General features: G+C 60.5%; 28 protein-coding genes. 7 read left to right on the forward strand and 21 right to left on the reverse strand.

Annotation, left to right across the window (positions count from 1 at the left end):
• Positions 1-2: 2 nt before the first annotated feature.
• The 3 genes from AC0L2X_RS22305 to AC0L2X_RS22315 form a co-directional block, all read right to left on the reverse strand.
• Positions 3-1,058, reverse strand: a complete 1,056-nt coding sequence (locus AC0L2X_RS22305) for an ABC transporter permease (RefSeq protein WP_473600354.1) — start codon at positions 1,056-1,058, stop codon at positions 3-5.
• Positions 1,059-1,123: 65 nt separating this feature from the next.
• Complete coding sequence (locus AC0L2X_RS22310; protein ID WP_473600355.1) at positions 1,124-2,056, reverse strand: sugar ABC transporter substrate-binding protein; 933 nt, start codon at positions 2,054-2,056, stop codon at positions 1,124-1,126.
• Positions 2,057-2,272: 216 nt separating this feature from the next.
• Positions 2,273-2,455, reverse strand: a complete 183-nt coding sequence (locus tag AC0L2X_RS22315) for a hypothetical protein (RefSeq protein ID WP_473600356.1) — start codon at positions 2,453-2,455, stop codon at positions 2,273-2,275.
• Positions 2,456-3,537: 1,082 nt separating this feature from the next.
• Between AC0L2X_RS22315 and AC0L2X_RS22320 the strand changes: the two genes are divergently transcribed.
• Positions 3,538-3,888 carry a hypothetical protein gene (locus tag AC0L2X_RS22320; RefSeq protein WP_473600357.1) on the forward strand — a complete coding sequence of 117 codons (351 nt, stop codon included), beginning with the start codon at positions 3,538-3,540 and terminating at the stop codon, positions 3,886-3,888.
• Positions 3,889-4,054: 166 nt separating this feature from the next.
• On the opposite strand, the gene AC0L2X_RS22325 is transcribed toward AC0L2X_RS22320, so the two are convergent.
• From AC0L2X_RS22325 to AC0L2X_RS22360, 8 genes are all read right to left on the reverse strand, one after another.
• On the reverse strand, positions 4,055-4,555 hold the full coding sequence (locus AC0L2X_RS22325) for a DoxX family membrane protein (protein ID WP_473600358.1): 501 nt from the start codon (positions 4,553-4,555) through the stop codon (positions 4,055-4,057).
• 52 nt (positions 4,556-4,607) lie between these two features.
• A complete protein-coding gene (locus tag AC0L2X_RS22330; RefSeq protein ID WP_473600390.1) occupies positions 4,608-5,018 on the reverse strand; it encodes a tetratricopeptide repeat protein in 411 nt (136 codons plus the stop codon).
• A gap of 97 nt (positions 5,019-5,115) precedes the next feature.
• Positions 5,116-6,087, reverse strand: coding sequence for an MBL fold metallo-hydrolase (locus AC0L2X_RS22335; RefSeq protein ID WP_473600359.1), 972 nt, complete (start codon positions 6,085-6,087; stop codon positions 5,116-5,118).
• Positions 6,088-6,166: 79 nt separating this feature from the next.
• A complete protein-coding gene (locus tag AC0L2X_RS22340; RefSeq protein ID WP_473600360.1) occupies positions 6,167-6,388 on the reverse strand; it encodes a DUF680 domain-containing protein in 222 nt (73 codons plus the stop codon).
• Between the two features lie 58 nt (positions 6,389-6,446).
• Positions 6,447-6,701 carry a DUF680 domain-containing protein gene (locus tag AC0L2X_RS22345; RefSeq protein WP_473600361.1) on the reverse strand — a complete coding sequence of 85 codons (255 nt, stop codon included), beginning with the start codon at positions 6,699-6,701 and terminating at the stop codon, positions 6,447-6,449.
• Between the two features lie 382 nt (positions 6,702-7,083).
• Positions 7,084-7,923 carry an anti-sigma factor family protein gene (locus AC0L2X_RS22350; protein ID WP_473600362.1) on the reverse strand — a complete coding sequence of 280 codons (840 nt, stop codon included), beginning with the start codon at positions 7,921-7,923 and terminating at the stop codon, positions 7,084-7,086.
• Positions 7,920-8,462 (reverse strand): sigma-70 family RNA polymerase sigma factor, encoded by a 543-nt coding sequence (locus AC0L2X_RS22355; RefSeq protein WP_473600363.1) that lies wholly within the window; start codon positions 8,460-8,462, stop codon positions 7,920-7,922. Before AC0L2X_RS22355 ends, AC0L2X_RS22350 begins: the two co-directional genes overlap by 4 nt.
• 561 nt (positions 8,463-9,023) lie before the next feature.
• A complete protein-coding gene (locus tag AC0L2X_RS22360) occupies positions 9,024-9,188 on the reverse strand; it encodes a hypothetical protein (RefSeq protein ID WP_473600364.1) in 165 nt (54 codons plus the stop codon).
• Positions 9,189-9,679: 491 nt separating this feature from the next.
• On the opposite strand from AC0L2X_RS22360, the gene AC0L2X_RS22365 reads away from it, so the two are divergent.
• Entirely contained in the window at positions 9,680-10,126 is a 447-nt protein-coding gene (locus AC0L2X_RS22365) for a pyridoxamine 5'-phosphate oxidase family protein (RefSeq protein ID WP_473559987.1), read from the forward strand.
• A gap of 558 nt (positions 10,127-10,684) precedes the next feature.
• On the opposite strand, the gene AC0L2X_RS22370 is transcribed toward AC0L2X_RS22365, so the two are convergent.
• Positions 10,685-11,158 (reverse strand): Lrp/AsnC family transcriptional regulator, encoded by a 474-nt coding sequence (locus tag AC0L2X_RS22370; protein WP_473600365.1) that lies wholly within the window; start codon positions 11,156-11,158, stop codon positions 10,685-10,687.
• Positions 11,159-11,287: 129 nt separating this feature from the next.
• On the opposite strand from AC0L2X_RS22370, the gene AC0L2X_RS22375 reads away from it, so the two are divergent.
• Positions 11,288-13,678: a transketolase-like TK C-terminal-containing protein gene (locus tag AC0L2X_RS22375; RefSeq protein WP_473600366.1), complete on the forward strand. Its 2,391-nt coding sequence runs from the start codon at positions 11,288-11,290 to the stop codon at positions 13,676-13,678.
• A gap of 142 nt (positions 13,679-13,820) precedes the next feature.
• On the opposite strand, the gene AC0L2X_RS22380 is transcribed toward AC0L2X_RS22375, so the two are convergent.
• Positions 13,821-14,324, reverse strand: coding sequence for a HigA family addiction module antitoxin (locus tag AC0L2X_RS22380; protein WP_473600367.1), 504 nt, complete (start codon positions 14,322-14,324; stop codon positions 13,821-13,823).
• Positions 14,325-14,548: 224 nt separating this feature from the next.
• Here AC0L2X_RS22380 and AC0L2X_RS22385 point away from each other — a divergent pair, with 224 nt between their 5' ends.
• From AC0L2X_RS22385 to AC0L2X_RS22395, 3 genes are all read left to right on the forward strand, one after another.
• Entirely contained in the window at positions 14,549-15,730 is a 1,182-nt protein-coding gene (locus AC0L2X_RS22385; RefSeq protein WP_473600368.1) for an acyltransferase family protein, read from the forward strand.
• 426 nt (positions 15,731-16,156) lie between these two features.
• A complete protein-coding gene (locus AC0L2X_RS22390) occupies positions 16,157-16,432 on the forward strand; it encodes a hypothetical protein (RefSeq protein WP_473600369.1) in 276 nt (91 codons plus the stop codon).
• Positions 16,433-16,715: 283 nt separating this feature from the next.
• Entirely contained in the window at positions 16,716-16,883 is a 168-nt protein-coding gene (locus AC0L2X_RS22395) for a hypothetical protein (RefSeq protein ID WP_473559975.1), read from the forward strand.
• Between the two features lie 25 nt (positions 16,884-16,908).
• Here AC0L2X_RS22395 and AC0L2X_RS22400 read toward each other — a convergent pair whose 3' ends face one another.
• The 7 genes from AC0L2X_RS22400 to AC0L2X_RS22430 all read right to left on the reverse strand — a co-directional run bounded on the left by AC0L2X_RS22400 (position 16,909) and on the right by AC0L2X_RS22430 (position 20,026).
• Positions 16,909-17,226 carry a YMGG-like glycine zipper-containing protein gene (locus AC0L2X_RS22400; RefSeq protein WP_292654509.1) on the reverse strand — a complete coding sequence of 106 codons (318 nt, stop codon included), beginning with the start codon at positions 17,224-17,226 and terminating at the stop codon, positions 16,909-16,911.
• Between the two features lie 194 nt (positions 17,227-17,420).
• Entirely contained in the window at positions 17,421-17,822 is a 402-nt protein-coding gene (locus AC0L2X_RS22405; RefSeq protein WP_473600370.1) for a type II toxin-antitoxin system HicB family antitoxin, read from the reverse strand.
• A gap of 4 nt (positions 17,823-17,826) precedes the next feature.
• Entirely contained in the window at positions 17,827-18,027 is a 201-nt protein-coding gene (locus AC0L2X_RS22410; protein ID WP_473560105.1) for a type II toxin-antitoxin system HicA family toxin, read from the reverse strand.
• 664 nt (positions 18,028-18,691) lie between these two features.
• Positions 18,692-18,982 (reverse strand): hypothetical protein, encoded by a 291-nt coding sequence (locus AC0L2X_RS22415; RefSeq protein WP_473559972.1) that lies wholly within the window; start codon positions 18,980-18,982, stop codon positions 18,692-18,694.
• A 155-nt stretch (positions 18,983-19,137) separates the two neighbouring features.
• The gene (locus AC0L2X_RS22420; protein ID WP_473600371.1) at positions 19,138-19,464 is read right to left on the reverse strand and encodes a hypothetical protein; all 327 of its coding nucleotides are present in this window, start codon (positions 19,462-19,464) and stop codon (positions 19,138-19,140) included.
• 162 nt (positions 19,465-19,626) lie between these two features.
• Complete coding sequence (locus tag AC0L2X_RS22425) at positions 19,627-19,836, reverse strand: hypothetical protein (protein WP_352566596.1); 210 nt, start codon at positions 19,834-19,836, stop codon at positions 19,627-19,629.
• Positions 19,811-20,026: a hypothetical protein gene (locus AC0L2X_RS22430; protein WP_473600372.1), complete on the reverse strand. Its 216-nt coding sequence runs from the start codon at positions 20,024-20,026 to the stop codon at positions 19,811-19,813. The genes AC0L2X_RS22425 and AC0L2X_RS22430 overlap by 26 nt, the downstream gene beginning before the upstream one ends.
• 135 nt (positions 20,027-20,161) lie before the next feature.
• Here AC0L2X_RS22430 and AC0L2X_RS22435 point away from each other — a divergent pair, with 135 nt between their 5' ends.
• Positions 20,162-20,422, forward strand: a complete 261-nt coding sequence (locus AC0L2X_RS22435) for a hypothetical protein (protein ID WP_473600373.1) — start codon at positions 20,162-20,164, stop codon at positions 20,420-20,422.
• Positions 20,423-20,685: 263 nt separating this feature from the next.
• On the opposite strand, the gene AC0L2X_RS22440 is transcribed toward AC0L2X_RS22435, so the two are convergent.
• Positions 20,686-21,333, reverse strand: coding sequence for a hypothetical protein (locus AC0L2X_RS22440; RefSeq protein ID WP_473559967.1), 648 nt, complete (start codon positions 21,331-21,333; stop codon positions 20,686-20,688).
• Positions 21,334-21,362: the final 29 nt, after the last annotated feature.

Consider the following 21,362-nt stretch of genomic DNA (forward strand, 5'->3'; position numbering starts at 1 on the left):
GCCTATCCCCTCGCATAGCGGCGGCCGATACCGCCGAGCGCCACGGCGACCACCAGGAGGCAGCCCGTAAACAAGAACTGCGTGAAGATCGGCGCGCCGATCATGGCCAGCCCGTTGTTGCCAACGGCGACCGTCAGCACGCCGATTAAGGTGCCGAGGATATGGAACTGACCCTCTCGCAGCGCCGCCGAGCCAAGGAAGGCGGCCGAGAACGAGGTCAGCATGAAGCTGTCACCCGCCGTCACCTGGCCGGAGCCGAGATTGGAGGCCATCAGCACGCCACCGATAGCAGCACAGGTGCTGGCGATGGCGAAGGCAACGATGCGGCTGCGATCGACGGCGACGCCGGCGCGGCGCGCTGATTCCGGGCTGACGCCGATGGCCTTGATGTGTTGACCCTGCACCGTGCGGTTGAGGATCACCCACAGCAGCGCAAGCACGACGGCCATGATGATGACGAGGTGCGGCACCCCGGCGATGCGCCCGATCGCGATATTGGTGAATTCGCGCGATTGCGTGAGCTGCAGCGGAATGCCGCCCGAATAGGCGTAGTTCAGCCCGACGACGATGGTGCCGGTGCCAAGCGTGGCAATGAAGGCGTTCACGCCGATCTTCGAAACGACAATGCCATTGACAATGCCGATGACCGTTCCGAGGCCGACGACAAGGAAGATGGCGGGGAGGATCGGCAAGCCGCTGCTGCTCAACAGCCCGACCACGAGCAGCCCGCAGAAACTCGCGACATAGCCGATACTGAGGTCGAAATCACCGGCGACGAGTGGCACGGTGAGGCCGGCCGCGACAATGGTGCCGATCGCCATGTCGTTTACGATATTGCGAAAATTGCCGATGGTTGCGAAGGTCCCCGGCTCCAGTACCGAGAAGATCCCCAGCATCGAGGCCAGCACGATGATGGTGCCGTAGGTCCCGAGCAGACGCATGAGCAACGCGCGCCGCTGTCGGGCATTGGGCGAGGTATAGCCGGTCTGCGTTGACGGCAGGACGCGGGGCGCCTCTGCCGGAGCGCTGGTTTCGGGCAGTAAATGATCAGCGGACATGGTGGCTCTCATGACGGCATTCCGGCCGGCCCGGCCAGTCCGGACCGGACCTCAATCGGCAGAACTTACTGCGGATTGTCCTTCATGAACTTATCGACGTTGTCTTTGGTGACGAGCGTATAGCCCGGCACGAAGGATTTGGGCTTCCACTGGTCGCCGGCTGCAAGGATATCGGGAATCTGATCGACTAGCATTTTGCCTGCCGAAGTCAGATCGACACCGAGCGTGGCGGTCATCGTCCCGTCCTTGACGGCTTGGACAGCAGGTGCTGTGGCGTTGAACGAATAGACCTTCACGTCGCTGCGGCCGTTCTGCTTCAGCGCCGCGATCGCGCCCATAGCGTTGTCGTCATAGCAGTTGAAGATGGCGAACGGCCCCTTGGCGTTGGCATTGGCTGCAAGCCAGGCGTTGGTCGCGGCCTGCGAGGACTCGGCAGCACCCGGGATGCTGATCTCGTGAGAGGTCGCCTTGAGCCCCGGATTTGCCTTGACCGCCGCATCGAAGGCGTCGGCTCGTTCGCGGCACGGAATGCCGGGATGGTAGGTGAGGTCGAGCACAGTTCCGGACTTGCCGATATCCTTCAGCATCAGGTCGATCAGCGGCTGGGCAGCACCGGTACTTGCAGAAAGCGCGATACCGTCGGCCATGCCGCCGCCGGCCGAAAGCACCGGGATCTTTGCGTCCGCCGCCGCCTGGAGCCCTCCCGCCAGGCCGGTCGAATCGAAGACCGTGACGATGATGGCGTCCACCTTCTTGGTTGCCAGCTGCTTGATGCTAGTGATCGCTTGCGAAGGATCGCCATTGGCATTGAGCGTTTCCACCGACCAGCCCTTGGACTTGGCTTCCTGGCTCATCGTGTCGACCATCTGGTTTGTGTCGACATCGGAGGTCGAGAAGGTGACGATGCCGATCGTCAGCTTGTCATTCGCGGCGAGGGCGGCCGACGTGAAGGATGCTGCGACGAGAGCTGCGGTCGAGAGTTTCTGAAAGCGGTTCACTGTGCGTATCCCCTGTTGACGGAGTGCTCCGGCTCACCTCCAGACCGTGCAGCAGCCGAGCTTGGCCGCCATCTACAGGTCGTCACAGTCAGGTCTGCTTGTTCGTGCGAGCCACGTACTAACTATAGGCACAAGCTCTTATGCCGCGCAACGGCTAATTCAACCGGCTTTGGTCACTCGAGGTTTCATCGCCATGCGGCCTTGCCAAGCGCGCAGCTAGGCCGCCTTCTTGATCTCCGCGACCTGAACGCCCAGCCGGAACGCCTGACCATCTGCAAACGAACGCGCGTAGCTCTCTGATGTAAAAGGGACCGTGATGGTGGTGCCGTTGACCGTCACGCGAACCGACCACTCTTTGTCCCTAACAATTTCAACGGCATGTTGCTCATGCGCAGCCATGCATTCCTCCCAGAATCTTCGTTGAGGATGGGAGGATAGCGTCGTAAAACTGGTTTGCATGCAAATAATCCGACGCCGCGACGTCGAAATGTCGAAACACGCACAGCTATGCTCAAGTCGATGGCGTTGCCTTGAGCTGTTCGAGGTGTTCCTTGGCGAGGTTGAAAAGTGCGGTGGCAGCCTCTTCAGCCGTCCAGCCTTGCTCGATGCAAGAGGACACCAGAGCGGCGTACGCGCCCTCGAGGGCGACTGCGCAGTTCACGCTCCTATCCGGGCTGTCTTGGGAGAGAAGGGGCGGTTCGACGTGTGCTGTTTGGGACATGCACAATAATTGGCGGAGTGCCAGAAAGTTCCTCCGCACTCGCACTTCGCACCGCGGTGGCGCCCACAGCGTCTTGCCTCAGAGACTTTGCGGCATAATTCGCTCGCACTGGGATCGAGAGCGACGGCGGATTGAACACGCGGATTACCAGGCGGACAAAAAGCCCCAGCGCTGGGTCGTTGCGCCGGGGCTTTGGGCACGTACAAGCTACATCAACATGTCCGTATATGAACGTACGCTAATAAAGTGAAAGAATAGTGAAGCGCACATGGGCCCAGGGTGCACGCTCGAAGCTGGGGTGAGGCGGCAGTACCAGTGATGACAGGTTTGCGCACCGACCGACCGAAGGGGGCGAGAATGCTGGCTGTCTTGCTTTGAGGATGTAGGCCGTAACCCGCTCATGCCGATGAGGCGAGCCGGTTCGAACCGCAAATCTCGAAATGTCTAGCGATGGCCACTGGGACCCCAAACTGAACGAGTTCCGACCGGAACTTTTCATTTCAGCCGCGATAGAGCTTAGAGTGCCGTCTGTTGCGGGCTCTAGCGGCACGCCGGAGTCGCTTCCACGCACTATGCTGCGCGACGCTTTGGTACGGTCAATGATGGAAAGCGGAAAGCATAGCTCGGAGTCGAGACGTTTACGCCGTCCTGAGTGACTGTTTGCGAACGGTGGCCGTGATCGCCACGCTCGTCACCATAGAAATTCCGTCCGCCGTTCCATGAGTCTGGCGCGCCCGCGCCTTCCTCAAGATTGCTAATTATGGATGAGCCCGCTTCCTCCAATCGATGGATGAAGCCGATCGTGGGCCGGTGCTACTTTGGTGCATCGCGGCACTTACCCGACAAGAGCTGGATCCAGGCGCAAAATATGAGCAAGACGACTCTCTTTGCTATCGCTATTCTCGCGATCAGTGTCGGCTGTGCCGAAGCCAAGGACCTTAGGGTCGAAACCGCGACCTTGGGCACGTACGCCAATTCGAAGAACCTGCCGTTTTGCACCGCGTCAAGCTCACTCTTCGAAGTCCTCGGTGACAAATGTTTTCTCGTCCCAGGTTCGAAGATCTATGGCGACATCGCCGAACTGTCCCAGACAATCACTTTGAGTTGGTAGCCGAAGCAACAACCTCCCAGCGCGGCATGATGCCTGACGATCACGCGGGTATCGACTTCGCTATCGCCCGCTAGATGATCCGCGCCAGTCACGAGCGGCGTGCGCCATCAGTTTGTAGCCGCCGTCCAGGCGGCGGTTGAAATGAGATCCGGGATATTGGCCGATTTTAGTACGGAAGCTTGATATCGCCCGCCGACCACGGGCGGCCCGCCGCTAGGAGCGCGGCATAGTCTCTCTCCCGCCGCCGACGCCTCACCAAGCTAGTCACCACGCTGCCAAGCGAGATCGCGCCGGCGCCGGCTATGGCGAGGGCGAACATGCCGCCGGCTATGGCGAGATCTTTTTCGAAATGCAGCAATTCGTTCTGGCTGGCAAAGTTGGTGTGGAATAGGGCGGCCGTTGCCAGGCAGAACAGTCCAAGGCAGACCGAGCACAGGCGGGTCAGGAGGCCCAGGCCTACGCCAAGCCCAGCTCCTAGCTGAAGCGCTATGGTGCCGATTAGAAGCGGCGAGCTGACGCCGAGTGCCGCCATGGCTTTTGCGGCACTGTCGAAGTGGCTCGCCAACTCAAGGCCTTCATGCACGAAGAGCAGTGACAGCAGCAGCCGACCAATCAGCAGGGTCAAGTCCGTGAGGTGTAATTTCGAGGCGATTTGTATCGTTGTCACGATTGGCTCCAGACGGAAAGAAATGGCAGGCGCCCCGAGGCGCCTGCCTTGGCTACTTGGTCACTTTGGTGTCGATGGCCTTTTGCAGGTCCGCGCGCTCCTCACATCCGGCCGGGCACAACTGCGTCAGCGACGCTAGCTGCTCCCTGGCCTTGGCCATATGGCCGGTCGCGACATACAGCTCGCCGAGGTACTCGCGCGCGGCCTTATGGTCCGGCTTCAGTTCGAGCGCCTTGTTGTAGTAAGTTAGCGCCGTCTCGTAGTCGCCGGTCTTGCGCAACGTGAAGCCGAGCAGGTTGTAGACGTCGGCCTGTTGGGTGTCTTGCGCAAGGTCGCGAAGGTCGGCCAGCGCGCCCGTATAGTTCTTGGCCTCGATCTTGGCTTTGATGCCGGTGAGGTCCGGTGCGTCGTCGCCTTCGATGTTGTCCACGGCATAGGCCGGCACGGTGACGGCGAAGGGCATGACGGTCAGGACCGTCAGGGCACCTAGGAGCCCGAAAAGGGCAGGTTTCCCGAAAACTTTGTGGTTCATTGTCTCTCTCGCTTTCTTGTGCTCCCGTTCAGATCTGCACCGGGGAGAAGCCATAGGCGTTGCCGTCCTTGACGAAGGTGCCGGTGCCAGGGAAGGGGAAATGGGATCCTGCGATTCGTATGTCATCGGCAATCACGCGATCGATCAACTTGTGCCGCGTGGCGATCGCCGTCGGCCCGTCCTGGTCGTAGCTGCCTTGCCATTCCGGATGCGGCGCCAGCAGCGCCGGCACATACATCGTGTCGGCCGAAATCATGATCTGTTCCTTGCCGGAGTTCGCCAGATACACCGAGTGGCCGGGCGTATGGCCGGGCGCGGCGATGATCTGGACGCCGGGCACGACTTCGGCCCCATCCTCGACCAGTTTCCAGTTCTTCCATTTCGGGAAGTTCTCGGCGATGCGCTTGCCGGCCGGCTTGCGGCCTTCCGGCAGTTTTGCAAGGCGGGCAGGGTCGGTCCACCAATTGTATTCCGTCGAATGGACGATGAGTTCGGCGTTTGGGAAGACCGGCTTGCTGGTGCCCTTTTCCATCAGACCCCAGACGTGATCGGGATGGAAATGCGAGATCATGATGGTGTCAATCGTCGTGTAGTCGATGCCGGCCGCGGCCATGTTGGCCGGCAGATGGGTGGCATTGGTCTGCCACTGGCCGACGCCCGATCCGGCATCCATCATGATTAGCCTGCCATTCATCTTGAGAACGACGACGGTGAGCGGGATGGGCATGAAGTCCGTGGTCAAGCCGGCCTTGGCAAGCGCTGCCTTGGTGTCCTCGACGGAGACATCCTTGATGAAGGCAGGGTCGTGCGGCTTGCGCCAGATACCATCGTAGATCGCGGTGACCTCGATATCGCCGACCTTGTATTTATAGAAGCCAACGGCAGGCTCGACCGGCGTTTCGGCGAATGCGGGACGTGTGAATTCCAGCTTTCCGGCAAGGCCGAAGGCGGCAGCGGCGGCAGCGGATCCAAGCAGTGTGCGGCGTGTCATGTTGAACATGGTGATCTCCTGTGGGAAACGGTGATTTCCAGGGATGAGGAGCGCCCCTGGCCCTCCGTCCCTGAATGCGGATTCGACCTCAGTTACCCCAGATGCCCTGCCCGGGTTCGTCCGCGTCAGACTTCGTGGTCAGCTTGAGCTTGTGCTGAGCCATGGCCGGCTTCTGGATCGAAGCCGTGTAAGACTTGTCGACATTGGCCACCGGCTGGTTGGCACTATTCGAGCCATAATGGTCGATGTCAGCGAAAGCGCTGCTCGTCGCAACGAGGATGGCGGCAGCGGTAAGAGCGATCTTTTTCATGTCGATAATTCCTGATTTCGAGAGTTGAGATGTTTTGGAGTTGATTGACGGACCGCGATCAGCGGCCCCAGATGCCGTCGCGGTTGTGCTGGGCGATGATGTCCTGAACAGTCATCTGGCTCGGCCCGGTCGTCACCTTGGTGTCGACGCCGTTCTGGCGCCCGATGTCGGAGGCCTGGATCGAAGCGGTATGGCTATGGTCGACAGTCGCGGCCGGCTGGTTGGCGCTGTTCGAGCCGTAATGGTCGCTGCCAGCAAATGCAGTGCCAGTTGCGAGCAGCATGGCGACTGCAGCGAATGTGATTCTGTTCATTTCGAGGTTTCCTTGTTTTGGGATTGAAGTACGTGCGGAGAACGGCCCCGCTACACAGCAAGACCCGGCGGGGCTTCGCTTTATTCCCGAGCTGCCAAGAATTTTTTTGGACGGCAGAAATCCAGCGGCTGGCGGGCCTGGACTATGCTGGCAGGCGCGGCCCGAACACGCGGGCGATGGGATGGATGAAATGAGCTGGCGAGCGCGCTCCGGAGCGCCGCACTCGGCTGGGAGTTTAGGTCAAGCCGAGAGATCAATTGCGGGCATGCGCCTCGCGTCCGAAGTCGGTATGATTGGGCCGGTAGGGCCCGTCAGCTTCGGGCGCGTAGGACCTGCGGCTATCACAGCGGCGCATTTCACGTGTGTTCTGGAAAGACGGATATCAGCCGGTCACGGCGGCGGCGCGGAAGCGCGCCACGAAATCGTCGAGTTCGGGCCGCTCCATGTCGGAGATCGCCCAATAGGAGAACGCGCCGTCGCTCCATTGCACCAGCGAGAAGCCGCCCTCCGAAAGATCGACCGGCTCGGTTGCCGCCCCGCCATTTTGAGGCTCGGCGACAAGTGTGATCAAGTGCTCACGATGGCGATACACCAATGCCGGCACCGGGCGGCCGCCGATGACCTCGACCCTGCCGCCGACGAGCGCAAATCCCTCCTTGGCCATGTCTGGCGCGGGCGGTGAAAGCCCGAGCCTAGCGTCGAGCCAAGGCTTTACCGTGTGCCGGTCCGACGAGACGACATCCACCGGGCTGGTCGCGAGCAGGCTGCGACGATGGCCGCTGGCCACGCCGGCGGTGAAGCTATCGGGCGCGCTCCGCATCGCCCATTGCGTCGCTCCGCTGGCCAGCACGGCGCTGATCATGATCGAGGCCGCCATGGCACGCCAGTCGAATGAGCCGAAGCTTCGCGCCGACCACACCGTTCGTGCGGGCTTCGCCTGTACCGGGGCCGCCCTGGGCCGCAGCACCTGCACATTGTCGGCCGCGGCCATGGCTGCGATGCGTGCGCTGAGGGCGTCGCTTGCTTTCGGCTTCGGAAGCGAACTCACAACCCCTTGCAAGGCAACGATGCGGGCATGTTCGGCCGCGAGACTGGGATCGGCGGCCATGCGACGCTCGACCGCTATTGCTGCCGCGGCATCAAGCTCGCCATCGACCAACGCGTGCAGCATCAGGTTCATGCCTGCAGCGTCCTCGGGCAATCCGTCATTGTGCGCACTCATTGCGCCCTCCCAAATTCAGAGATCAGCAGGCCGCGCGCTCGCGCCAGCCGTGACATCACGGTACCCATTGGCACGTCCAGCATGGCCGCGATATCGCGGTAGGAGAGACCATTGATGTCTCTCAGCACGAGCGTCTCGCGAAAGGGATGCGGCAAGGCGGCTATCGCCGATTCGAGGGCCGATATGTCGGCCTTGGCGATGAGGCACGCCTCCGGGCTTTCGCTTTCGGGTCCATCCGCCGCGTGAGCGGCGCTCATCTCGTCGAGATCGTGGAGGTCACCCACGGACACGATGCTGCGCGGGCGATTTCGCGCCAGCCATGTGTAGCAGGAATTACGAACGATGGAGAGCAGCCACGCTCGTGCATTGCCGCCGGCATAGCTGGCGATGCTTGCATGCGCCTTCATGCAGGCGTCCTGCACGACATCCTCGGCGTCCGTGGCATTGCCGGTCAGCCAACGGGCAAGGGAAAGTGCGTCGGCGAGATGAGGCATGATCACTTCGCCGAAGCGATCGGCCTGCGCATTGCTGCTCGGCATGGGTGCGCTTTCATGTGCGCCCGGCCTTGAGTGCTCGTGGGGCAAGGGTGGTTCCTTGCGAATGAATCCGGCAGAACTTTGCCGGGGCGCCAGCCGTGAATGTGAAGGCAAATGTCTCATCGATGTCAATCACCCTCTGGACTGCAACGATGCAAGCGTTCGGAGCGCAAGGATTGCCGCATTCACGATCAGGACCACACCCGCGAACACCGGGCATTCTCTACCCCGACCGGAGCAGGGTCTCACGATGAACTGGGGCGGAGCCAACCAACCTAAGGCGACAAACCTGTCGCCTTCTAGGGGCTTCCAGAATCCGCCGACCGACGGGGTGGCGCTCGTCAGTGTGGGGGCTTGCAGTGTGGTGCTCCGTCGGGGTCAATCAGCAGCCTATGCATGGAAGACCAGGGCAGGACGCGGTTTATTCCCGCGTGTCTTGTTCTTTTCACGGCAATGTGGGGCCGCGACTACGCTCGCGCAGGATCCCACCCGCAGCCGGTCCTCAACCGTGTCCGCGTTTCCGGAGAATCTGCTCTGTGATTTGGAGCAACCGACGAAGTTCGATTAGGGCAGCAACCCGGTACGGATCGGCCTGGAAACCGTCGTCGCAACCGAGCAGAAGCTGAGCGCGCTAAGCCGCGCCTCTTCGGCTGCGCCGAACAGGTAGTCGCTTTTCGCAAGGGCGCGAACGGGCACCATCTTCGCGTTCGGCGATGCTGCGTGCTGCATGGGCGACGACCCGGCTATCCGGCGCCGAGTCGCCTATGGAACGGAAGGTCCCCAGTCCGGCAGTAGGACCAAAGGCACCACGCATCAGTACAAATGTGCCGCCTCCAGCGGAAAAGGGTGCGGATCCTGAAGCCACGCGCCGATCGGGCGCGTGCGGCCGTCCAGATCGACATGCACCCTCGAAGTCAGCCATCGCCAGAGGAGCCGGGGGCCGCTTGCGCAGCGATGGTGGCTTCCACGCCAGCGGGGTCGCGGCGACGCCCGTTAACGTGAGTCAAGGGGCATCTGTCTCGCTCAACATACGCGCACATCGGTGATGGACGCGCCACCATCACTGTCCATGATGCCACCGTTGGGGCTCTCATCTACTCGGCACCGGCTCTTGACGATCTGCCCGAACGAGCGCGGCCGCAGTTTGATCCACGTCATTGAAGTGAAGCTGCCAGGTGTGAAATTGTGGTGTCAGTGGCGAGAAACAGGAGATCGCATCGATGCTGATCCGCACGCTGTCTTCATTGGAATGTACGAAGTTGCTGGCGGCCAATCGTATCGGCCACTTGGCATGCGCGAAGGACGGGCAACCCTACGTCGTGTGTTTCAACTACGCCTACGCTGACACTCACCTCTATGCGTTTTCCTTGCTTGGCAAGAAGATCGAATGGATGAGAGCCAATCCTTTGGTGTGCGCCCAGGTCGAGGAACACGGCCAAGGACGCGGATGGAGAAGCGTCATTGTCGAGGGCCGCTTTGAAGAACTGAGTGACCGGACCGGCCACGAGTTTCAACGCGGTCACGCGTGGGCAGTGTTGAGCAAGCACACGGACTGGTGGGAGCCTGGTGCCCTCAGGCCGATCACACCTCCCGTGTCAGACAGCTCGCCGCACGTTTTCTTCCGGATTCTCGTAGAAGAAATTTCGGGCCGGGAGGCAATAGAATAGGCTGTTTAGGACAGATGACGCGTTGCACGGATGCAAGCACCTGGCCGACAGTGGGTTGCGCCGGCCCGATCGTTTTCAGCCTTTGAATTCTCAGCTCGACATTTCGATCGACGCCGATGATCGCGAACGTGCCGGTGGCAAGGGGAAGCCAAAGATCGCGCGAACTCCGGTCGAGACGCACAATGACTAGGCAACAGCGAAGCGACCAGAACCCTGGAGCCTCGCGAGAACAATCCGACCCGGATCAGTGTGGGACTTCCCGATCCTTCGCATCAGCCTGCAGAGGCCATACTGGCCTCCCGAGCCATCGGCTGGGTAGGTTTAGTGGCCAGTCGGTTGCTTGAGCCGACCGCGCGCGCCGGCAGCTGATTCGTCAAAAGCCCCTTGACAGCATTGAGGCTCAAGAGAAGACCTCCATGTGATCGCTGCAAGCATGATGGATAAGGTGCAACTGCAGCCAGGCGAAATGGCCGACCTCGCAAACAGTATCGGCCGTTCCGAACCCATATTGCCGACTTGCTCCGAAGCGAGATGCGGTTCCCCTTTCGCTCGAAAAAATCATGTCTCGACCGGCAACCGGTTCGACCGCTTGATCTGCGCAAGCGCGAAGCTGGACTCGATCGAGGAGACGCCATCGAGCCGCGTCAGCTTTTCCTTCAGGAAGCGCTCATAGGCGTGCAGGTCGCGCACCACCACACGCAGCAGATAATCACGCTGGCCAGTCATCAGATAGCAATCGACCACCTCCGGCCAGCGTGCGATCGCCACGTTGAACCGCTTCAGCTCGCTCTCGCGCTGGCGCTCAAGCTTGATCGAGGCGAACACCGAGATCGGCAGATCGACCATGTCCTGGTCGATCAGGGCAGCATAGCCAGTGATCACCCCCATATCCTCCATCAGGCGGACCCGGCGGGCGCAGGGCGAGGCCGAAAGGCCGACCCGGTCGGCAAGCTGCTGCGCCGTCATCCTCCCGTCGACCTGCAGCGCGGCAATGATCTTTCGGTCGATATCGTCCAGTCGGCGTTTTGGCATGGAACTTTACTCCATCGGTCGATATTGCCGAAACCAGCTAATGCAGCTGCCAATCTCATGCAAGTTTAGCGACAATCGGTTTTTGCTCAGGCCTATAATTGTGGCGATCGCAACCGGGAGACTTGCAGCATGGACAAACAAAAACTGGCGGCACTTTCGGCGTTGGAGAAGAAAGTGCTCTGGCTGTCGACATGGATGATCCATAGCGCCAATCACCTGCGCGAAAACACGGACGGCTTGAAGGTTGGCGGACACCAGGCGTCCTCGGCCTCGCTGGTGACGATCATGACCGCGCTATATTTCTTGGTGCTGAGGCCGGACGACCGAATCGCAGTGAAGCCGCACGCCTCGCCGGTGTTTCACGCCATCCAGTATCTGCTGGGCAATCAGACGAGGGAAAAGCTCGAAGGGTTTCGCGCCTTCGGTGGCGCGCAAAGCTATCCATCGCGGACCAAGGATGTCGACGACGTCGATTTCTCTACCGGCTCGGTAGGTCTCGGCGTCGCGCAGACGCTGTTTGCCTCCCTTGTGCAGGATTATCTCAGCGCTCGCGACGAAAGCATGCCCGAGGGCCGCATGGTGGCGCTGATCGGCGATGCCGAGATGGACGAAGGCAACATCTTCGAGGCGCTGCTCGAAGGCTGGAAACATGGCCTGCGCAACTGCTGGTGGATCGTTGACTACAATCGCCAGAGCCTCGATGCCGTTGTGCGCGAAGGTCTTTGGGAACGCTTCGAAAGCATCTTCAGGAATTTCGGCTGGGATGTGGTCATCCTCAAATACGGCAAGCTGCTCGAAGCCGCTTTTGCTGAGCCGGGCGGCGAGGCGTTGAAGGCCTGGATCGACGGCTGCCCGAACCAGCTTTATTCGGCGCTGACCTTTCAAGGCGGCGGCGCCTGGCGCAAGCGGCTGCTTGCCGATATAGGCGAAAAGCCGGGCCTGAAATCGCTTCTCGACCGGCGCTCCGATGCCGAACTCGCGGCGCTAATGACAAATCTCGGCGGCCACGACCTGCAGTGCCTGATCGAAGCTTTCGAGAGGGCGCGCGGCAACGACCGGCCGACGTGCTTCATCGCCTATACCATCAAGGGTTTCTGCCTGCCGCTGGCCGGCCACAAAGACAATCATGCCGGGCTGATGACCAAGGATCAGATGGCAGTCTTTCGCGCCTCGATGTCGATCGGTGAGGGGCGGGAGTGGGATGCCTTCGAAGGCTTGGATATCGGCAAGGTTGACCTCCGACGTTTCCTTGATGCGGTACCTTTTGCGGCGAAAGGCCGACGCCGCCGGCACGCCCAACGCATCCTGGTCCCTGATCGCCTCGGCCCGGAAGCCAAGGGCAGCGTCTCCACCCAGGTCGGCTTCGGCAGGATACTGGATGAAATTGCACGGGCCGGCGGGCCGCTTGCCGACGCTATCGTCACGACATCGCCCGATGTCACCGTTTCAACCAATCTCGGACCCTGGGTCAACCGGCGCGGCCTGTTCGCGCGTCGCTCGCTTGCCGACACCTTCCGCAGCGAACGCATAGCCTCGGCGCAGAAATGGGAATTCGGCCCCGCCGGCCAGCACATCGAGCTCGGCATTGCCGAGAACAATCTGTTCATCCTGCTGTCGGCCCTCGGGCTGTCGCATTCGGTCTTCGGCAAACGGCTGTTGCCGATCGGCACGCTCTACGATCCGTTCATCCAGCGCGGTCTCGATGCGCTCAACTATGCCTGCTACCAGGATGCGCGCTTTCTGCTAGCTGCCACCCCGTCGGGCGTCACGCTGGCGCCGGAGGGTGGCGCGCATCAGTCGATCGCCACCCAGTTGATCGGCATGGCGCAGGACGGGCTTGCGGCTTACGAGCCGGCATTCGTCGATGAGTTGAGCATCATCACGCGTTTTGCACTGGATTACATGCAGCGCGACGGCGACGCCGTCCAGTCGGAGCGCACCTGGCTGCGTGACGAGACCGGCGGCTCGGTCTATCTGCGGCTCTCGACGCGCCCGGTTGAGCAGATCATTCGTACTATGACGCAGGACCTTGAGCAGGACATTGTCGACGGCGGCTATTGGCTGCGGCGTCCGGGTCCGAATGCCGAGGTGATCGTCGCTTATACAGGCGCCGTCGCGCCGGAAGCCATCGAGGCGGTCGGCATGATGGCGGAGGATCGTCGCGACGTCGGTCTTTTGGCGGTGACTTCGGCCGATCGGTTGAACGCAGGCTGGACGGCGGCAAGCCGCGCACGCGAACGCGGCCTTGTTCATGCCAGAAGCCATATCGAACGGCTGTTCGCCGACCTTCCAGCCCATTGTGCGATCGTCACCGTCGCCGACGGCCATCCGGCCGCGCTCGGCTGGCTGGGCTCAGTCTGCGGCCATCGCACGCGTAGTCTCGGCGTCGAGCACTTTGGCCAGTCGGGGACAATCGGTGATCTTTACCGGCACTTCGGAATCGACGCCAATTCCATAGCGACAGCCGCCGACCGGATTGCTGGTGGGCGCCCCATCCGCTATCTCCGCGCGCTGGATTGACCGATGATGTCGTTCACGGCTGTCGCAGACCGGAAGGGCGAATAGTATGCCCAAGATGCGGCCTCGCCCGCCTGGCTCTTCGTAGCCATGCGGGCTCCAGGGCCAGTTCGTCTTCAATCGGGCGCCGCGATCGCAAAACTGTTCAGGCCGCGACTTCGAGCTGTTCGATCTTAGCAATCTCGGCTTGCTTCGCTCTGCCTTGGACGGCGAGGTCATAGCTAGCCTGCATGTTCATCCAGAACTGGGGTGTGGTGCCGAAGAACTTGGCCAGGCGCAGAGCGGTATCCGGAGTGACCGGGGTCGCCTCGTGCGTCAAGCGCTCGATGCGGGTGCGCGGTACATGCAGCTTCTTCGCCAGCGTATAGGGCTTCAGGCCAAGCGGTGCGAGATATTCCTCGCGAAGGATTTCTCCCGGATGGATCGGGGCGTCGAGGTTCAACATCGTTAAGCTCCCTGGGAGTGAGCGAGAGGTTGGTTGGTTTGGTTCTTTGCCAAGAGCATCGACAGTCGGGATATCCTTAGTGACGTCGGTGATTGCTACATCCTCTGCCGCTCCAGCTACCCACCGAAAGCAGGCAGGGAATTGATCATTGATGCGGATCAAATGCTGACCGGCACGATTGCCTTTCAGCAGGGCAATCGGCATCCGGCTCACGTCCGATCGACGCTTTGGCGCGGCACGTCGTTCAAGAGCAGCTCGGATTAACTCGTCGTAACCGCGCCTAATCGCCATTTTAGATTGCAGTCAACCATACAGATGTGCGTCCATGCAAATCATGGCCTTGCACATTTTGCGTAACAACCGAGCGCAATTCGTGTTCCTCCCGCACGATTGACATTCCTCCCTCAGCCGCCATGCTGCATTGCAACATGGCTATCGAAAAGTCCGGCATGAGGGAAGCATCGCGCATCGAGTGCCTGGACGGGCTTCGGGCGCTCGCCGCGATCTGGGTGCTGATAGGGCACTGCCTGCTGTTGACCGGCTGGCAGATTCCCATCCTCGGCGAACCGGATCTCGGCGTCGATCTGTTCATCATGCTGTCCGGCTTCCTGATGGTGTTCCACTACCAGTTGCGCCAGGACAAGGAACCCTGGCAAAGGCCGGAAACCTGGCTGAAATTCTGGACCCGCCGCTATTTCAGGATAGCGCCGCTGTTCTATGTCATGCTCTTCGTTGCCCTGGCGCTCGGCCCCTATCTCTACCAGTCCAGGATGGTCATCGACGAGTTCCTGCTGCGGTCGCCGCAGGCGCCCGAACGTTATCTCGACAGCGGCCTGAAGAATATCGGCGCCCATCTGCTGTTCCTGTTCGGCCTGGTGCCGAATTTCGCCTATCGCACGCCGCTGCCGGACTGGAGCCTGGGGCTGGAGATGCAGTTCTACGCACTATTCCCGGCGGTCATGCTGCTGGTGCGCAGGCTTGACTGGGTATGGAGCGCCATTCTGGTCGCGGCGATCGGCAGCGCGATCGTGTTGTTGATGGGGCAATTGTCTGTGCATTTTCCGATGCCGTCGTTCCTGCCGCTGAAGATGCAGATTTTCCTGTGTGGGATGCTGCTGGCGGGCGTCGTCCATCAAAGGCAGAAGCGGCCTTTCGTGCATCTGGCGTTGGCCATGGCTCTGGCGGCGCTGCCCTTCGGCGGCGGCTACGGGCTTGGCAAGTTTTTGATGCGCGAAGCGCTCGTCGTGGGTTTCTTTGCCCTGGTTCTCTACCGGATGCTGCCGGGAATGATGGGCATCGTGGCCAGAAAGATTGCCATGACACTCGCCAACAGGTTCTTTCATTTGATGGGTGAGCTTTCCTTCAGCATCTATCTCATCCATCTGCTGGTTCTTCAGCCGGTCGCGGCTCTGGTCATCACCCAGTTCGGCCACGAATTGTCGGCGCCGCTGCGCTTCGCGGTCGTTGTTGCCGTCGTCTTGCCGGTGGTCTGCCTGCTGTCCTGGATCACCTACACGCTGATCGAGGTGCCCGGCCAGAAGATGGGCCGTTTCGTCGTGCAGCGCTTTGGCCGGAGCCCGGCGCTCGAGGCGGTCAAGCCCGGCACATGACCAGCCGCCAGGCGGGTTCGAGCTGCTCCAGCGCTCTGTCATTGGAGCTGCGGGCGACGTCAATCATGCTGGCCTTGTAGGCCAAGGGATGCGCGGTCCTGGTGGCGAGCGCCGCCACCATCGCGTCGCTGGGACACCGCGTCCCAATCGTTGGGTTCGGCCGGCGAACTCGCCAACGACGCCGAGCTAGCGCTGGCGGCCAACTGGGACCGCACGGCGTCGAGTTTCGCGCTGAAGACGACCGAGGCCTGATCGGGCGAAGGGGAGGGCGTCCGACGTCCCGCCCCTTCGGGACGCCAGGTCGGCCACTTTGGCGAATCCCAAGTTCACCCGCTGCGCTGTACCAGATCGATGCTAACTTATTCGCCACAACATCATGTTGCCCTTTGCTCAATTGACGGCACCAAACAGTTACAAGAAAGGGCGATGCTGCCTGTCTGGGCAAGGGAGGCAACTTTGAATATGAAGTACAAAACAGTTCAGGAAGTGCTCCGAAAAGCGGGCATTGTCATGAGCAAGAAGGGGGAAGTTCATCGCATAAACTTCTTCAGCGGCCTCGAAAACACCGCCTACTACACACCAACTCTTCAGGATGCCCTGGACAAGGGCTTGGCTATGGCGGGAGGTGCCGGAAGGATGAAAGCAAGCGCCTTTGCCAAGTCATCCGAAGCAGGGATCTCGACCAGCGCACGCATCGGCTGACACATTCACTCAAGACATCGCCGCGTTGCGCGGCGGTGTCGTGAAACTGCAATAGCCCAAGCATTGCCGTCTTACTTGGTCGAATGGGAAAAAGTCGGATCACGCAGCGTCTGCCACGCCATTTCCTGACGGGCGGTTCGCGTCGTGATCCGCTCCATGCACGAGACGTGCAAGGTTCTGCCCAATCAAAATCACAAGTCCCCAGCCGCCTTGAAGCGGCTTTTTGCCGTGGAGGCACCATGCCCCGTTTCCCCGACCAACCACACAGCCGGAGGCCTGAGCCATGCCCATCATCCCGCCCGACATCGCCAACATGGCGCTCGCTGTGCTCGACGAGGCGCCGATCGACAGCCTCGATCAGAGAGAGATCTGCCGACAGGCAGGTGAGGGCGGTGCCAGCATTTCAGAACTGCACTGCCCCTCACCCCCATGTTGGGCGTTCTCCCCGTAATAGTGAACGGGAGAGGCGCAAACGGTCAGTAATCGCCGTTGTAGTATCGGTCGTCGCAAGGGGCGGTGTAGATGCGGCCGCTGGTGCGATCCTGATAGCGGCAAAGCTGTTCGCTGCGCGGCTGCGGCGTGGTGGCGTTGCCGACGACGGCGCCCAGCAAGGCGCCGGCTCCGGCACCGATGACCGTGCTCTTGGTGTTGCCGCCGATCGCCTGGCCGGCAAGCGCGCCGGCGCCGGCGCCGAGCAGCGCACCGGTGCTGGTTCTCTGCTGTGCTTCGGTCTGCGCGCAGCCTGCCAGCGCGGCGGTTACGAACATGGCGGCAATGGCTCTGGACATGGTCATCGTCTGATACTCCCTTGAAGTTTATGAACTAATACGCAGGCTGATTTTGCCAAGTACGGTCGCATTTGCGGCGGAACATAGGCACCGTGCCTCACGAAATGAGACATGGTTGTTTTTGTCTGACAGCTCCGGTCCGGAAGGAAATGTCACCGAACAGGACCACAGAGCTTCATCTCAAGTCGACCTTCGAGAGGCTACGCTGCCTCGATCTGCATCACCTTTTTCGCCGCCGCAGTCAAAAATCCGGATCGGCTGTAGCCGTGGCGCTCCGCATATTGGTCGATCTCGTCGAGAACATCTTCGGGAATGGTGACATTGACGCGCACGACTTTCGCCGCTTCGGCTTTCAAGGAAACCAGGATGGCGACACCGCTCAGATTGTCCTTGTCCGACATCACTTCCTCGAGGGAGGACGGCTCGGGAATGGCTTCGCCATCCTCGACCAACCCCTCGACATGAAAGGCCAGTGCTTCCTCGGCCATGGCGCGGGCATCATCCAGGCTGACGCCAGCCGTCACCAGGCCCGGAAAATCGGGAAAGGAGACGCCGAAGTCGCTGTCCGTTTCCTTGTGGATCAGTCCGATGTAATTGCGCATTTCTCTACCTCAGCTTCACGCCGGATTGTCTTTCGATGCTCTTGAGAGTGCCGATCGGGATGTCGCGCTTGGGGTGCGGTACTGTTACTCGGCCCGGCTTGGCATTGTGCTTGAACTGGGCGTGACTTCCTTTTCGAGCCACTTCGCACCAACCATCCGCCAACAGCCTGTGAATGACCCTGTGAATGACATTGGCACTCTTCATGTTGTGTATAGATACACATAGCCGATCGTCCATGAGAATTGCCGCAGGTTACATGCCGCAGCCCTCAAGCTGAACCGTTCCTCAAATCCTCAAACACGGAGAAACCAAAACCAAATGAGCCGAGGCCTTCCCCGGACGCTTTCGCGTGCCGCCGCAGAGAAGCCAGCCTCGCCCCACCCAAGGCAGGGCTGATAGCCGGAACGACCGGACAAGGCGGCGCCTACCGAACCGTCTTCTCCTTCAATGCCATGCCGGTGCCGTTAGTTGTGGGAGAACTGGGGCGACAGTGCTTGAGGCCGCCCAATGGCGTTCCGTCGGACCAGAATGCCATAGGGTTTCGTCCACCAGATAGCCGACGGGGGCCGCAGCCATGGCCTGAAGTCGTCGGGGGTGTGTGCTGCGATGCAGGCTCGCGTTGTGCTTCGAGCGTGCTGGGAATCATCGAGCCGGTGTTCCTGAAATGGGCATACAGACCGCCGGTCGATATGTGGTACCGGCTTTGCGGCATATTGAACCGTTTGTAGAGTTTCTCCACCGGGCCGTTGGCGCCAAAGCCCGTTTATACCGATGAAAGTGCCAGTGGCGCATTCTTGTCGAGCATGACCTTGGGGGTCATCAGACCGTCGCTTCGCTTTTATGAGTTCCGCAGCCTAGCTGAGGGTAGTTACGCGCTCCCGTCCGTCTCGCTTTCCTCATCGATCGTCCGAACCGGCAAATAGGCATTGGTTTCCAGCCATTCTCGCAAAATGATCTGAATAAGGTCTGGCCTGCCGATTTTCATCTCGGCTGCTACGGAATCGAGTGCATCTGCGGTCGCGGGCTCCAGCGGCACACCACCGACGTTTCGAAGCATCAAAGCAGCGCGACGCAGGAGGATCTGCAAATCCGCGCGGGAGATGTCGCCTATGCGCTGGGCTGCGCTTTCGAGATCTTCAGCAACAGACTGGCGTGTCATTGGTGTCACCCGGTGCATGGCATCCGGCCTTCGCTCTGCTGCTCAGCTGGACCGTGATTGGCCAAGGGTGCAGCTATCGTGGGTGGAAGGCAGTAAACAATCATTTTCCGTCCTTTTTGCAGAGGACAACTGGCCTTCGGTATACTCGTCGTCCTTCATTTGCTGTTGCCGGGCCGGATGCATTGGGCTCGTCCGATGGCCAGAGCTACAGGGTCGCTTCGACTGAATGAGCCTATTGCAGCGGTGCCGACTATGGGCACCATCGACGGCTCGTCATTTTGTACTTTCCCGGTTTTTAACTCAGCGATTTCCTCGTCACGCCTGGCAATGCGGCTTTCCAGATTGGCGAGACGCTCGGTCAACAAATAGCGGCCGACCGCAAATCCGCCTCCTCCGAAAAGAACCGCAAAACTGGCAAAGGCGGCCGGGTTGGCCAGCATCAGCGCGGAGTTGGCTTCCAAAAAGCTGATAAGATCCTGCATGGTCAACTTGACCCCGTCATGCCGCAAACAAGCGAGCTGTCGTCACCGGCTGGCCCGGGTTGGCATATTTGTCGCGAATCCTCTGGGCTCGAATATCCTGAGTCACTCGCCGTCATCACCATACCCGTCGTGCGACATGGCGGCCGTTCCGATATCCATGGCTCATCCCAAGATTGGCGGCGTGTCGTCGTAACCCAGCGCTACCAATCCTGGGTGCCGGTGAGCGAGGGCCAGAATTTGAGTCTCAAGCTCGCAGTTATACGCCATGAGCGCCTTTACGGTCTCAAGGGGGCTTTCGTATCGGGCGATAAGCTTGACCGCTTCAGAATGGAGTTCAGCTTTGGCTTCAGCATCGAGGCGAATAATGCCCATTGTCGTTCCTCCTAATGTTTGCCGGACGCGGAGCCGAGAGTTCATCAAGCCGTTCATGCAAGTGTCCATTCAGCACGATCATCTCCTTCAATGCCTTCACCGCATCGCCCTTGTGCAATGCAATGAACTTGTCGGCGATGGCCTGAAGGGCGGCCTCCTGGCGGCTGTCCAGCGTCACGATGTGGTCCATGGCGATGCCTCCAATCGTTTCTGTTCAATTGAACAAAACGGGAACAAAAATGTCAAGAGCGAAATTGACTCGGCGAGGAATATGTTCCTATTTTGACGGCGTGTTGGGCGGGTGCTTACAGCCAAGGAGATACACATGGGCAGACGAAAAGGCCGGTATGACAGACTGTTTGCTCGGCACGCTGAGGAGATCATAAGGGAGGCACTAGGCCTCCGCGACGCGGTGCTTTCTGCGCAACGCAACTTGAAAGCAAGCGGCCCGTTGTTTTGGCAACTTTGTGGGCTGGTCGACAAATTGCACGAGGTGCTGGCCATTGTCGCGGAGAAGGAGCCTGACTACCGCATGCCGAACCTTGGTCTTCTACCACTCCCGGAGGAATACTCCACGCGGAAATGACCACAGCGGGCCGATGGACAGCTTGGGGCGCGCCAAGCCAACATGCTGCTCATCGTCGAGTGTGGCTGGTCTTAAGCGCTATCTTGCGATCATTCGCGTTAAGTCGCGATGCCCCGGCGGCACCTCCAGCTCGCCATATTGGTGATCTGTTACACGGTAGAGGGCGCAGCTTGCCGAGCCAGCGATGCCTGACTCAAGGCAGCAGGACGCGAGCGTCTGGGCCAGCCCAGACGCTCGCGGCTGTTGCTGCTACTCGTAGCCGCTTACCGCAAGTCCAGCTGCAACAGGCCGCTATAGTCCTCTGTCGTCAGGAAGAAGCCCTCGTCAATCGCCTTGGCTTTGAAAGCTGGATCGTCGCCGAGGTCGCGGAATTCCGGCTTCAATGTACCTGACGCGTTGAAGTAGCGGTCTCGAAAGGCGGCCCGTTCAAGGCCGGCATAGTCTCCACCCTTGCCTGTGACCGTGCAGGATTTCAGTTCGGTTTGGTCGGCGGCCTCCGCCGGAAATGACGTCCTCGCAAAGTCCATCGGCCCGATGTCGGGCGCGATGCTCCTGGGATTTGAGGTGATGCATCGGACGGTCTTATCCGCGCCGGCGACAGACAGGTCGAAATAGGGCGGATTCAATCCCTTCGCCGCGAGGTAGGCGAAGCTGCGGATGCGGTTAACTGCCTTCAACGCCTCCACGTCTGTTGTTTCGAGCATGTCATTGCCGATTTTCACACCGCCGGCGGCGCCGAGCGTAGCCATCTGTTGCTGCAGCCAAGCCGGATCGCGCTGGATCCATGTCAGGAAATCGAGCGGCACGGCCTGCGGTTCCTTGAGTTGCTTGCTCATGGATTGCGCCGCTGCCGCTGCCGCAAACATGAGCACGGAACCGGCGAGGATCGACGTAAGCTTCGGGAGTCGCATGTCAAAGTCTCCTCCTTGGTCGCTGTCTC

This window comes from Mesorhizobium sp. WSM4828, from assembly GCF_055811175.1.